Annotated in this window: 11 protein-coding genes and 1 tRNA gene; 6 read left to right on the forward strand and 6 right to left on the reverse strand. The window is 64.5% G+C overall.

The features are described from left to right. Positions 1-562: 562 nt before the first annotated feature. Both P9236_RS23445 and P9236_RS23450 read right to left on the reverse strand, forming a co-directional pair. Positions 563-636 (reverse strand) — tRNA-Gln (locus P9236_RS23445). Positions 637-778: 142 nt separating this feature from the next. Further along, positions 779-1711, reverse strand: coding sequence for a YbhN family protein (locus tag P9236_RS23450; RefSeq protein WP_278076957.1), 933 nt, complete (start codon positions 1709-1711; stop codon positions 779-781). 254 nt (positions 1712-1965) lie between these two features. On the opposite strand from P9236_RS23450, the gene P9236_RS23455 reads away from it, so the two are divergent. Continuing rightward, positions 1966-3342, forward strand: coding sequence for a Ppx/GppA family phosphatase (locus tag P9236_RS23455; protein WP_278076958.1), 1377 nt, complete (start codon positions 1966-1968; stop codon positions 3340-3342). Between the two features lie 160 nt (positions 3343-3502). Continuing rightward, a complete protein-coding gene (locus P9236_RS23460) occupies positions 3503-4198 on the forward strand; it encodes an RlmE family RNA methyltransferase (RefSeq protein WP_278076959.1) in 696 nt (231 codons plus the stop codon). 165 nt (positions 4199-4363) lie between these two features. On the opposite strand, the gene P9236_RS23465 is transcribed toward P9236_RS23460, so the two are convergent. Further along, entirely contained in the window at positions 4364-5785 is a 1422-nt protein-coding gene (locus P9236_RS23465; protein ID WP_278076961.1) for an MFS transporter, read from the reverse strand. 237 nt (positions 5786-6022) lie between these two features. Between P9236_RS23465 and P9236_RS23470 the strand changes: the two genes are divergently transcribed. The 3 genes from P9236_RS23470 to P9236_RS23480 all read left to right on the forward strand — a co-directional run bounded on the left by P9236_RS23470 (position 6023) and on the right by P9236_RS23480 (position 8519). Next, positions 6023-6265 (forward strand): type II toxin-antitoxin system prevent-host-death family antitoxin, encoded by a 243-nt coding sequence (locus tag P9236_RS23470; RefSeq protein WP_347405201.1) that lies wholly within the window; start codon positions 6023-6025, stop codon positions 6263-6265. A gap of 162 nt (positions 6266-6427) precedes the next feature. Next, the gene (guaB, locus tag P9236_RS23475; RefSeq protein WP_278076962.1) at positions 6428-7930 is read left to right on the forward strand and encodes an IMP dehydrogenase; all 1503 of its coding nucleotides are present in this window, start codon (positions 6428-6430) and stop codon (positions 7928-7930) included. Then, entirely contained in the window at positions 7866-8519 is a 654-nt protein-coding gene (locus tag P9236_RS23480; protein ID WP_278076963.1) for a hypothetical protein, read from the forward strand. The genes guaB and P9236_RS23480 overlap by 65 nt, the downstream gene beginning before the upstream one ends. 36 nt (positions 8520-8555) lie before the next feature. Here the strand turns inward: P9236_RS23480 and rnd are convergent, their stop codons facing one another. From rnd to P9236_RS23495, 3 genes are all read right to left on the reverse strand, one after another. Beyond that, positions 8556-9707: a ribonuclease D gene (gene rnd / locus P9236_RS23485; RefSeq protein ID WP_278076965.1), complete on the reverse strand. Its 1152-nt coding sequence runs from the start codon at positions 9705-9707 to the stop codon at positions 8556-8558. Between the two features lie 171 nt (positions 9708-9878). After that, the gene (locus P9236_RS23490; protein ID WP_278076966.1) at positions 9879-11117 is read right to left on the reverse strand and encodes an MFS transporter; all 1239 of its coding nucleotides are present in this window, start codon (positions 11115-11117) and stop codon (positions 9879-9881) included. A 134-nt stretch (positions 11118-11251) separates the two neighbouring features. After that, positions 11252-12484, reverse strand: coding sequence for an MFS transporter (locus P9236_RS23495; RefSeq protein WP_278076967.1), 1233 nt, complete (start codon positions 12482-12484; stop codon positions 11252-11254). Between the two features lie 109 nt (positions 12485-12593). Between P9236_RS23495 and P9236_RS23500 the strand changes: the two genes are divergently transcribed. Continuing rightward, positions 12594-13352 carry a DeoR/GlpR family DNA-binding transcription regulator gene (locus P9236_RS23500; RefSeq protein ID WP_278076968.1) on the forward strand — a complete coding sequence of 253 codons (759 nt, stop codon included), beginning with the start codon at positions 12594-12596 and terminating at the stop codon, positions 13350-13352.

Here is a 13352-nt window from a genome sequence, read left to right on the forward strand (position 1 = left end):
TGACCTAACGATGCTCCTCGTTTAAAGGGAATTCAAGCTATTGCTAATTTCCCGAGCGCTGTCGCCCATGACTACCACCCTAAGTGGATTATCTGAGACAGATCGGCGATGTCGCCATAGATCGTCGAACCTTTGACGAGAAAACACTTGCCGGCCAGGACCTCGAAGGGCCGGCTTGACGCGGTGCAAACCGGTGCGACCTTACGGTCCGTGGCTTCGGCACAATGGACGCTGATCGCGAGGATAGCGATAGCAATGAGAGTCGTTTTGCTCATGTCTAACCCCCAAAGCCCAACTGGCTTCTAGGGCCGCAAAACCGGGTTGCCGTCCCTCAAGGTAGCATCCGGCGACAATGTGTTTCATTCTGTCGATTGGAGACGTGGGCTCATCTATTTCCGGTAGGCGCAAAAGGGTTCAACCTCCGCCACGGATCTGGCGTAGCTACGGGCCGGCATCCGTGCGCGGGCGAGTGTACGTCGTCAAGTTGGCGCGCGACGCCCATAAACGCGACGTTGGAAGCTTTCGAGGTTCCACTTGGTCTTGGTAAGTGCTTGAAATTGCTTGGCTGGGGAACCTGGATTCGAACCAGGACTAACGGAGTCAGAGTCCGCTGGTCTACCGTTAACCTATTCCCCAGCAGGCGCGTCGGTAACGCGCGAAGCGGGCGGCTCAAGCGCCGCGAGCGCTGCCTTGTAGCCGCCGCCCGAAAATAGTCAACCCCGCGCCGCAGTTCAACCGCAGCCTTTTTCGCCTTCGGCCGCGAAGCGCTTGGGAAGGCTCAGTGGTCGCCGCGGCTGTATTGCGAGTGCTCGAAGAACAGCACCACGCAGAGCCCGATGAGCAGCGGGATGATCAGGTAGAACATGCGGAACACCAGGAGTGCCGCCAGCACACCGACCGGATCCATGTCCGAAAAGCCGGTGAGGAAGACGACCTCGAACACGCCAAGCGCGCCCGGCGCATGCGACAGCAACCCCACCGAGAAGGACACCATGAACACGCCGAGCACGACGAAATAGCCGGGGTTGCCGGCCGCCGGCAGGGCAAAGTAGATGATCGCTGCGGCCGCCAGCAGCTCGACCGGGCCGACAAGCAGCTGCCGCGCTACGATCGGCAGCGCCGGATAATGGAGCTGGAAGCCGCCGATCTTGAGCGGCTTGAGATGCAGCCAGCTGCCGAAGGCGTAGGCGCCGACCAGGATCAGCATGGCGAGGCCCGCGGCTATCGCCGGTCCGTGATGCGGCGCGCCTGAGAAGCGATCGACGATCTGCGGCTCCAGCACCAGCACGAGCCCCCCGATGAACAGGCTGGAGAGCACGAAGGTGATCCAGCAGATCGCCACCAGCACGCCGACGTCCTGGCCGGTCAGGCCCCTGGTGCCGTAGGCGCGGTAGCGGATCACGGCGCCCGAGATCACCGAGCCGCCGATGTTGTGTGACAGCGCATAGGTGGTGAAGGAGCAAAGCGTGACGAACAGCCACGATACCTTTTTGCCGATATGCAGCAGCGCGATGTGGTCGTAGCCGGCGAGCGAGGCATAGGCGACGATCGAGCTCAGCGCCGCCAATATCCAGCCGCGCGGCGGAATGGCGGCGATGCCGGCCCATACGTCGTCGATCGAGATGCCGCGCAGCTCATGCCAGAGCAGGAGCAGCGAGAAGATCACCGCTCCGATGCCGATGGCCGGCCAGAAATAACGCCTCCAGTTCATGGCGAGATCGTCATTCGTTGCAGCTCATGGATTGCTTGTTGCCCGGCCTCTGTCCCTCCTCTTGAGACATGCCCGATCGAAGCCGGCTATTCAACTGCGAAGCACCGTTCCCTTGCGGGAGACGGGTGGCGGCAAAAATCGGACCATGCGCTCTTGGTGATTGTCAAACGCGCTGCTAGTCTGGCGTCAACTTGAAACAAATCGAGGTGCCTGCTGCGTCCTTTCCGGTTCGCGCGGCGCCGGAAGGAACGGAAGTGGAAGACCACGACACCGGCGCCGGCGCGTCGGAAGTGGGCCTGTCTGGGGCATCGCGGGTGGAGCAGCCGAGCCCGCCCGCGGCGCGGTTCAGCCGTCATGCGGGCGCGCATGCCAGACATGCCGACCCAAGACATGCCGACCCAAGACATGCCGACCCAAGACATGCCGACCATCAAGGCGAGAACCCGAAGGGCAAGACGCGCAAGCGCCGCAAGCGCAGGCGCGGCCGCAAGGTTTTCGCGCGCGACGAAAACGGCGCCATAGCGCCATCGGCGCCTGCCGTCTCTCCCGCCAGCCATGCGCCTCAGCCGGTGGTAGCAACGCCGCAACCACGGCCACCGGTTTCAAATAGTCCGCGTCCGCCGCTGCAGGAACTGCCGGTGTTCGCCGCGCTCGATCTCGGCACCAACAACTGTCGGCTGCTGGTGGCGGTGCCCGGCCGCCATGGCCAGTTCCGCGTCATCGATGCCTTCTCGCGCATCGTCAGGCTGGGCGAGGGGCTTTCCGCCAGCGGCCGGCTCGGCCAGGCCGCCATGGACCGCGCCGTCGAGGCGCTCAAGATCTGCGGCGACAAGCTGCGCAACCGCAAGATCAGGAAGGCGAGGCTGATCGCCACCGAAGCCTGCCGCTCCGCCGCAAACGGCGTCGAGTTCCTCGACCGCGTCGAACGCGAGGCGGGTCTCAAGCTGGAGATCATCGACCGCCAGACCGAGGCTCGCCTGGCCGTCTCCGGCTGCGGCTCGCTGGTCGAGCGCGACACGCGCGGCGTGGTGCTGTTCGATATCGGCGGCGGCTCGTCCGAGATCGCCCTGATCGACCTCAGCCGAGGCCAGCGCTCGCCGCGGCTCGCCAACCACATCGTCTCCTGGACGTCGCTTCCCGTGGGCGTCGTCTCGCTTGCCGAGCGTTTTGGTGGCCGCACGGTGACGCGCGAGACCTTCACCGCGATGGTCGACGACGTCGCGGTGCGGCTCAAGGCTTTCGACGGGCGCGACCGGCTCGCGCATGTGCTCGCCAGTCCCCAGTTCCATCTGCTTGGCACCTCCGGCACGGTGACGACGTTGGCCGGCGTCCATCTCGATCTCGAGCGCTACGACCGCCGCCGCGTCGACGGGCTGTGGATGGACCGTCAGAGCGTCGACCGCATGGTGGAAAAGCTGATCGGCTGGGATTTCCAGCAGCGCGTCGCCAATCCCTGCATCGGCGCCGACCGCGCCGACCTCGTGCTTGCCGGATGCGCCATCCTGGAAGCGATCCGCGGTGTCTGGCCGTCCGAGCGGCTGCGCGTCGCCGATCGCGGCCTGCGCGAAGGCATATTGAGCGAGCTGATGGCCGATGACGGCGTCTGGCGCCATGATGGGCGGCGCGCATGATCCCAAAAAGTGGCTGCGTTGTTTTGATGAGCAGTCGACCCCCACTCCGTCAAGCTTCGCTCGACACCTCTCCCCAGATCGACGGGGGAGAGGAAAGGCGCGAGCTTGTGTCGCCTGGCGTCCTTCCTCACGGGATCTTGCTCGGGCAAGAAATCAGGCAATGACCAAGAAATCTGAAAAGCCGGACTCGGCCGGCATGCGCGTGCTGAAGACGAGGATCAAGAAGAAGAGCGGCCTGAAGGAGTCCTCGCGCCGCTGGCTCGAGCGCCACATGAACGATCCCTATGTGCAGCGCTCCAAGGCCGACGGCTATCGCTCCCGCGCCGCCTATAAGCTGACCGAGATCGACGACAAGCATCATCTTCTGAAGCCCGGCATGAAGGTGATCGATTTGGGCGCCGCTCCGGGCGGCTGGTGCCAGGTGGCGGCGGCGCGGACGAAGTCGACGGCGGAAAATCCGCATGTCGTCGGCATCGATTATCTCGAGATGGACGCGGTGCCGGGCGCCGTCATCCTGCAGATGGATTTCCTCGATCCGGAAGCGCCGCAAAAGCTGTCCGAGGCGCTCGGTGGCCGGCCCGATGTCGTGCTGTCCGACATGGCGGCTCCCACCACCGGACACCGCCGCACGGATCATCTGCGCACCATGCACCTATGCGAAGTGGCGGCCGATTTCGCGCTCCAGGTTTTGAAGCCCGGCGGGCATTTTCTCGCCAAGACCTTTCAGGGCGGTGCGGAGAACGAGCTCTTGTCGCGGCTGAAGCAGAATTTCCGCTCGGTCCACCACGTCAAGCCGCCGGCTTCGCGCGATGAATCGGTGGAGCTTTATCTGCTGGCGAAGGAGTTCAAGGGGTAGCGCCTTTTCCTTCTCCCCTTGTGGGAGAAGGTGGCCTCGCGAAGCGAGGTCGGATGAGGGGTGTTCCAGGGAACGCTAACGCCTCACTCCGCTGGAACACCCCTCAACCGTCTCGGCGCTGCGCGCCGATCCACCTTCTCCCACAAGGGGAGAAGGAAAAGCTGCCTACTTCCCAGCAGTGCCCACCGTCTCCAGCGTCTTCGGCGTCGTCAGCCGGCCGTGGCCCGACACCCCGTTGCCGGCATCGGGCGCCAGCCGCATGAAAGTGAGCGAGGCGATCGCCGACACCGCCGCGACGATGAAGAAGGCGATGTGGAAGTCACTTAAGGTCAGCGGGCCGCCACGGATCGAGGTCGATACTTCGAGGATGCCGCCGGCCAGCGCCACGCCAAGCGCGATCGACAGCTGCTGGAAGACGGCGGTTATCGGCGTCGCCTTGCTGGTGTCGGCGGGGGAAATCTCGGCATAGGAAAGCGCGTTGACGCCGGTGAAGAACATCGAGCGGATGAAGCCGCCGACCAGCAGGATGGCGAGCATCAGCGCGTAGGGCGTCTCGGGGGTGAAGAGGCCGTAGATGGCGATCGAGCCAGCGGCGATCAGCGAACCCCAGATCAGCACTCGGCGGAAGCCGGCGAGCCGGAAAAGCAGCGCGGTGACGAACTTCATGCCGATGGCGCCGACCGCCGAGACGAAAGTGATCATGCCGGACTGGAACGGCGTCAGCCCGAAGCCGATCTGAAACATCAGAGGCAGCAGGAAAGGCACCGCGCCGATGCCGATGCGGAACAGCGAGCCGCCGAGCACGGAAGAACGGAACACCTGGTTGCGGAAGAGCTCCAGCGCAAGCAGCGGATTCTTGGCGCGCCGAGCATGCAGGAGGTAAAGCACGCCCGAAACCAGGCCGACGGCAACGGTGATGAAGCCGGCGATCGGCGGCAAGGCGGGAAGGCTGACCACCGAGAGGCCGAAGACGATGCCTGACGCGGCGAGGCCGCTGAGCACGAAACCCGGAAAATCGAGCGGGGGCGTCTCGGCGGGCGCGGTCTCCGGCAAATAGCGGGTGGCGAGCCAGATGCCCAGAAGCCCGATCGGCACGTTGATCAGGAAGATCCAGTGCCAGGTAAGATAGGTGGTGATGAAGCCGCCGATCGGCGGTCCGACCAGCGGTCCGACCAGCGCCGGCACCGTCAGCCAAGACATCGCCGCGACGAGCTCGTTCTTGGGCGTGGTTCGCACCAGCACCAGGCGCCCGACCGGCGTCATCATGGCGCCGCCCATGCCCTGCAGGAAGCGCGACACCACGAAGGCCGGCAGCGAGTTGGCAAAGGCGCAGGCGACCGAGCCCGCGATGAAGACGGCGATCGCGGCGCGAAACACGCTCTTGGCGCCGAACCGGTCCGCCATCCAGCCGCTGACGGGGATGAAGATCGCCAGCGACACCAGATAAGCCGTCAGCGCCAGCTTCAGCGCAATCGGGCTGGTGTGGATGTCGACGGCGATCGCCGGCAGCGAGGTCGCGATCACGGTCGAATCCATGTTCTCCATGAAAAGTGCGACCGCCAGGATGAGCGGGATGATGCGGTTCAAGGGAACGCCCTGATTTGTCTTCGCGATTTCCAGGCCAGGCTGGGGGCGAGCCGGCAAGCCCGGGCGGTACCACGGCTACGCCCGGATGTCGCATTAAATTGCTGTCACTTTTACGCGACCGCAACCTCCATGGCGCAACTCTCGATCGCATGCCATTATATCTTCCCGCCAGTGGCGGTGTCGCAATGCTTAGGAGCAGCGTCGTCTCTCGCTGTCGTAGAGACTACAGGTATCAATATGGACGAAACTGTTTCGGCTGCCGACGTCGAACGCAGGTTTTCCCTCATGCTGCGCAGGGTCCTTGAGGGACAGAGCTATGTCGTGATCAGCGATGGTCGGCCAGTGGCTCGGATCATTCCCGCTGACACGCACCGAGCCGAATTTTCCCGCTCCCGCGCGGCGCTGCTGTCGCGGCTTGAGCGACAGCCTCTCGTCGACGCCGGCCATTGGACCCGTGAGGATGCCTACGATGGACGGTGAAGGTCGCGTCGCCGCGGAATAGGAACTTGGACGTCCCGCAACGACCGGCTTTTCAACGCCGACGGGACGTGTTACCAGCCAGCGCCAATCCTGAAAGGGAAGATGAGAGTCGGCGCTGGCCATTCCGGTCCAGCGCCTTTTCCGCATTCAAAAGGACTGGCCATGGCAAAAATCATCGAGACGTCCACCGGCGCGCTGGCGCTGACCTTCGACGACGTGCTGCTGCAGCCCGGCCATTCCGAGGTCATGCCCGGCCAGACCGACATCCGCACCCGCATCGCCGGCGACATCGATCTCAACGTGCCGATCCTTTCGGCGGCCATGGACACGGTCACCGAAGCGAGGCTCGCGATCGCCATGGCGCAGGCCGGCGGCATCGGCGTCATCCACCGCAATTTCTCGCCGGCCGAGCAGGCCGAGCAGGTCAGGCAGGTGAAGAAGTTCGAATCCGGCATGGTGGTGAATCCCGTCACCATCGGCCCCGACGCCACGCTCGCCGACGCGCTGGCGCTGATGCGCGCCCATGGCATTTCCGGCATTCCGGTGGTCGAGAATGGCGGCACCGGCGGTCACACGGTGGGCCGGCTTGTCGGCATCCTCACCAACCGCGACGTGCGCTTCGCTTCCGATCCGTCGCAGAAGGTCTACGAGCTGATGACCCGTGAGAACCTGATCACGGTCAAGGAGAATGTCGACCAGGACGAGGCCAAGCGCCTGCTGCACAAGCACCGCATCGAGAAGCTGGTGGTGGTTGATCGGAAGGGCAATTGCGTCGGCCTGATCACCGTCAAGGACATCGAGAAGTCGCAGCTCAACCCGCACGCCACCAAGGACGCGCAGGGGCGGCTTCGTGCCGCCGCCGCCACTAGCGTCGGCGATGACGGCTTCGAGCGCGCCGAACGCCTGATCGACGCCGGCGTCGACCTTCTGGTCATCGACACCGCGCACGGCCACTCGCAACGCGTTCTGGATGCCGTGACGCGGGCAAAGAAGCTGTCGAACTCCGTGCGCATCCTGGCCGGCAACGTCGCCACCGCCGAAGGCACGCGGGCGCTGATCGACGCCGGCGCCGACGCGGTCAAGGTCGGGATCGGCCCGGGATCTATTTGCACCACCCGTATCGTCGCCGGCGTCGGCGTGCCGCAGCTCTCGGCGATCATGTCGGCTGTGGAGACGGCCGACAAGGCGGGCGTGACGGCGATCGCCGACGGCGGCATCAAATATTCGGGCGATCTCGCCAAGGCGCTCGCCGCCGGCGCAAGTGCCGCCATGATCGGCTCGCTGCTTGCCGGCACCGACGAGAGCCCGGGCGAGGTCTATTTGCACCAGGGCCGCTCCTTCAAGGCTTATCGCGGCATGGGTTCGGTCGGCGCAATGGCGCGCGGCTCGGCCGACCGCTACTTCCAGGCCGAGGTGCGCGACACCTTGAAACTGGTTCCGGAGGGCATTGAAGGGCAGGTTCCCTACAAAGGACCTGTGGCTGGCGTGCTGCACCAGCTTGCAGGCGGCCTGAAAGCCGCTATGGGTTATGTCGGTGGGCGCGATCTTGCCGAGTTCCGTGAACGCGCCACCTTTGTGCGCATATCAAACGCCGGACTTCGTGAAAGCCACGCCCATGACGTCACGATCACCCGCGAAAGCCCGAACTATCCGGGCGGACTTTGAGCAGGCCGGCGAGCGGCCTGATCGCCAGAGCCTCTTGCGTGGCTTGACTGTCACGGTCTTGCGCCTGTCGCGTCACGCGGCGGCGCTCTCCATCGCGTCCGCCGCGATCTTCATCGCCATGACGGCGCTGGAGTTCTTCTATTTCCGCCGCCTGAGCGGCGGGCTCCCATCGCTCGACATGCGTATCACCGGCTTCACGCCTGATGAGGGCATGGCGTGGCTGACGGCGCTCGGCCGGCGGGGCGGCGAGATCATCATCGTCTGGCATTATCTGACTTTTGACCTGCTGTTCCCGGCGCTGCTGTCGCTCACCTTGCTCAGTCTGATCCTGGCTTTCGGCCGGCGGCTGAGTAATTTCCGCGCCATGCCTGCCCAGTTGCAGGCGCTGTCGACATTGGTGCTGGTTCTGCCTTACACGCTCGCCGATTATGCGCAGAACTTCGTGATCGCGCGGCTGCTGTCGGATTTCCAGTTGGCCAATCCCGATTCGCTGTCCTTCGCCTCATCGCTGACGGTGACCAAGTTCGCGCTCCTGGCCATTCCCGTCGCGGTCGTCGCGGTGTTCGCGCTGGCAGTACAACGGCGCTGAACGGTCTCTCCTTTCTCCCAGGGAGAAGGGAAGGCGCTACAAATCGAACACCGCTATCCTGCGCTTGTCGAACTTGATGCCGATCTCGCCTCGCACCAGCCTCAGCGCCTGTTCGCCGAATACGGCCCGCCGCCAGCCTTGCAGCGCCGGTACGTCGGCGTCGTCGCCCTCGGCGGCGATGCGGTCGATGTCGTCGCTGGAGGCGAGCACCTTGGAGGCGACGCCTTCCTTTTCGGCGACGATCCGGAGCAGCACCTTGAGCAGTTCCGCTGCCGCGCTCGAGCCCTCGGGCGGCTGGAACGTCTTCGGCAGTTTGGGCATCGCTTCCTTCGGCATGGCGAGCGCCGTGTTAACCGCGCCGAGCAGCGCCGTAGCTGTTGCCGAACGCTCCCAGCCCTTCGGCGTCGTGCGCAGCCGGCCGAGGGCCGTGGCGTCGCGCGGGGCCTGTTGCGCGATCTCGTAGATCGCGTCGTCCTTGAGCACGCGGCCGCGCGGCACGTCGCGCTCGCGCGCCTCGCGCTCGCGCCAGGCGGCCACCGTTTGCACGATCGCCAGTTCCTGCGGCTTGCGCAGCCGCATCTTCAGCCGCTTCCAAGCGTCCTCCGGATGCGGATCGTAGGTCTGGCGCGAGGTGAGGACGTCCATCTCCTCGTTCAGCCAATGGGCGCGGTTCTCGCGCGTCAGCTCGGCGCTGAGATGCTGATAGACCTTGATCAGATGGGTGACGTCGGCGAGCGCGTATTCGAGCTGCTTGTCGGAGAGCGGCCGGTGCCGCCAATCGGTGAAGCGCGAGGATTTGTCGAGCCGGGCGCCGGTGATGCGCTGCACCAGCTGATCGTAGGAGACGCTATCGCCGAAGCCGCAAACCATGGCCGCCACCTGCGTGTCGAACACCGGATGCGGCACCAGGTCGCCCAGATGGACGATGATTTCGATGTCCTGGCGGGCGGCGTGGAAGACCTTGACCACCGCTTCGTTGGCCATCAGCCGGAAGAAGGGTTTGAGGTCGATGTCCGGCGACAGCGGATCGATCAGTGCCGTCACACCGGGCGCGGCCATCTGGATCAGGCAGAGGATCGGCCAGAAGGTCGTTTCGCGGATGAATTCGGTATCGACCGTGACGAATTCCGACTTTTCGAACGCCGCGATGACGCTCTCGAGTTCTTTCTGGGTGGTGATGACGTGCATCAAATCGCTTTTGGCATCATATCAGGCTCCTTTCAATTTCAGCCGCAAACGCTTTCGTCAAGCGGCAGCTAGAGCAATTCCAGGAAAAGTGTGTAACCGTTTTCCGTCCGGAATTGCGTAAAAACAAAGAGATAGAGCGGTTCAGCGTTTCGGTGAAAACGCTGAGCCGCGCTAGTCCTGCCTGTCTGAATCGCCGCCCCACCGCGCCAGCCGCGCGAACAGCGTCGAGGTGCGCAAAAGCGCGGTGAAGCGGCTGCGGCTGCCGGCTGGCACACTCGACCGAACCTGCATGCGGTAGAGGATCACGACGATGAGAACGGCGTAGACCGAGGCGCTGAAGACGAACAGCGCGCTCGGCCCGAAATATTGCATCACCGCCGACGCCGCAATCGGACCGCCGATCGCGCCGACGGAATAGAACAACATCAGCGCCGCGTTGATCAGCACGAATTCCCCTTTATCGGCCCGGTCGTTGGCATGCGCGGCGGATAGCGAATAAAGTGGCATGGCGAAGCTGCCGAAGATGAAGACGATAACGAAATTGAGGAACGGGTCGGCGCGCGCCACGAAGGCCAGTGCCAGCGCGGCAAGCATGGCGCAGCACGTCGTCGCCAGCAGCACCGAGCGCCGGTCCCGGCGGTCGGAGAGATAGCCCAGCGGATATTGGATGAGGGCGCCTCCGAATATGCCGACGCTGACGAACGTCACCACATCGGCAACCGACATGCCGATCTCCTCGGCGTAGACCGGCGACAGCGTGCGAAAGGCGCTGTTGGTGACGCCGACGGCGATGCAGCCGATCGAGCCGAGCGGCGAGATCCGCCAGACGCGCGGCAGATCGAGCTTGACGTCTTCCGGTGGCGCCGGGTTCGAGCGGTCTGCGAGCGAGACCGGCACCAGCGAAAAGGTGATCATCATCGACATGACGGCGAAGATGGCGAAACCGCCGGCACCAAAGATCGGAATCAGGAACTGGGCGCCGGTCACCGAGCCGATGTCGACCATGCGGTATATGGCGAGCACCCGGGCGCGGTCCTTGTTGCCGACGCCGGAATTCAGCCAGGCTTCCATGACGGTGAACAGCCCGGCGAAGCAGAAGCCGCCGGCAAAGCGCACCGCGCACCACATGACGGGGTCGATGACAAGCACCAGAAGCAGCGTGCCGACCGAGGCGATTGCGGCGAGAGCGGCAAAGGCCCTGACATGGCCGACCGCCTTCAGGATACGGGTGACTGCCAGGCAGCCGAGCAGGAAGCCAGCGAAATAGAACGTGCCCATGAGGCCGATATCGGAAGCGGAGAAACCTTCCCGCGCGCCGCGCAATGCGATCAGTGTGCCCTGCAGCCCGTTGCCGCCAAGCAGGATGCCTGCGGCGATGAGGAGCGGGATAAGCGGGCGGATGGAAGACATCGAAGAGGGACAATCACAGGTCTGTGATCCTTCTTGGACCATAGATCCCGTCAATGCCAGGGGCAAATGCGACACAAACACGGTCACATTCTCGCACCCGACGGAGGACATGAGCTGCCAATCGGGTAGCGGCCCTAAGCTTTGCTAGCTCGTATTTCCATCTCCTGCTCGATTGTGGATGGCGCCTCGCCTGGAATCGCATTGATACTCTCCGCGGTCGGCCTTCGGCCGAGAGAGCCCGCGGTCAGCAGGCTGAGCGCGATGAAGGGAATGCCGATTCCATAGGCGGAGCGGATGCCCCAATGGTCCGACACGAAGCCGAGCAGTGGCGGGCCGAGCAGGAAGGCGATGAAGGAGATTTGCGAAAGTGCCGCGACGTTGATCGCGGCCGGACGATCCGTCCGTTGCGCGGCCGCGGAGATCGCCAGCGGGAAGAGGGCGCTGCTGCCGATGCCCAACAGGGCAAAGCCCAACATCGACACCGGCGGCGCCGGCGAGAAGAAGACCAGAAGAACGCCGGCCGCCATAGCGGCCAGCAGCACGCGCGCCACGCCGCTTGGCGAGTGACGGTCGACAAAGGAGTCCGCGAAGAAGCGCGTGGTGGCCTGCGAGAAAGCGAACAGCGCCACTGTGAAGCCGGCGACGAAGGGTCCTGAGTCGAACACGGTGCGCATGTAGATCGCCGACCAGTCGATGCTGGCGCCTTCCAGGAGCATCGCCGAAAGCGTCACCGCCACGAGAACAAGGATTGGTAGCGTCGGCCGCGCGAACGCCGGCGCCTTGTCGCCAGTGCTGGCGAAGCGGGCGGGCGCCGGCTCGTAGCCGCCGAGAAACAGCGCCATCGCTATTCCCACCATCGGCACCGCCAGCGCCAGATGGAGTTGCGGCGAGAGGCCGAGATGCGCCAGCGTACCGCCGAACAGCCCGGCGCCGAAGAAGCCCGCGCTCCAGAACGAATGTGCCCGGTTCATGATACGTCGCTTGAGCAGGAACTCGGTCCTGTCGGCCTCGACATTGAGGATGATCTCGACGCTGCCGATCATCAGCCCGACCGGCAGCAGCATGAGGAACAGCGCGATCGGCCCCGGTGCGTGCACCGCGATGGAATAGACGAGCGCCAGAAGCGGAACGAGCCAGAGCAGCGCGCGGCGAAAGCCCACGCGCTCCAGGATCGGCGTGGCGAGCGTCAGCGCGGTCAAGGTGCCGATCGGCGTCCCGATCAGGCTGAGACCCAGCGCGCCGTCCTCGATGTCCATGGCGCGCTTGATGTCCGGCAGCCGTGGGAAAATGTTGCCCATGGCGAATGAGTAGATCGCGAAACCGGCATAGACGCGGTGCTGAGGGGCGAGTTTCAAGCCAAAGGTCATTTGCAGCATTTCCGTAGGGGAGGTGGGACGGCATCGCCGATCCAATGCGTTATTCCTTGCACAAACATGCAAAACATGCAAGAACGTGCACAACAAAATAGGATCGTGCATGCTGACCGAGGAACGGCACCAATTCATTCGCGACCGACTGGCGGCGGAAGGCAAGGTGTTGGCCGGCGAGCTCGCCAGCCGCTTCGGGGTTTCTGAGGATACGGTTCGCCGTGACTTGCGGGAACTCGCCAAGACAGGGCAGTTGCGCCGAGTCTATGGCGGCGCAGTCGCCTTGGCGCCGTTCGCCGCGGCAACGATCAGCCAGCGCAGCGGTCACGCGGTCGAGGAGAAGCTGCGCTTGGCGAAGGCGGCGGTGGGCGTGCTCGCATCGGGACAGACCTTGTTCATCGACGGTGGCACGACGAACGAGGCGATCGCGAGAGCGATCCCGCGCGACATCGAGTTGACCGTGGCCACCAATTCGCTCGGCGTCGCATCGGCGCTTGCCGATCTTCCGCGCGTCGACCTGATCATGGTCGGCGGTCGCTATGTCCGCGACCTCGGCACCTGCGTCGGCGGCGACACGCTTGCCGCCGTGGCGCAGCTCGGCGCCGATCTGTTCTTCCTAGGCTCCTGCGGCCTCGATGCCTCGCGCGGCGTCACGGCTTTCGATTCGGCCGAAGCCGAGGTGAAACGCGCCATGGCCAGGAACAGCGCCGGCATCGTCATCGCCGCTACCAACGACAAGCTCGCCACCGCGGCGCCTTATCGTGTAGCGGCATCCGATGCGATCCGCCATCTGGTGGTGGAGAAGACGGCGCCTTCTGCCATCCTCGCCGATTTCGAACGCCTGGGTGCCGAAATCCACTTTGCCTGA

The organism is Mesorhizobium sp. WSM4884 (assembly GCF_029625675.1).
Taxonomy (GTDB): domain Bacteria; phylum Pseudomonadota; class Alphaproteobacteria; order Rhizobiales; family Rhizobiaceae; genus Mesorhizobium.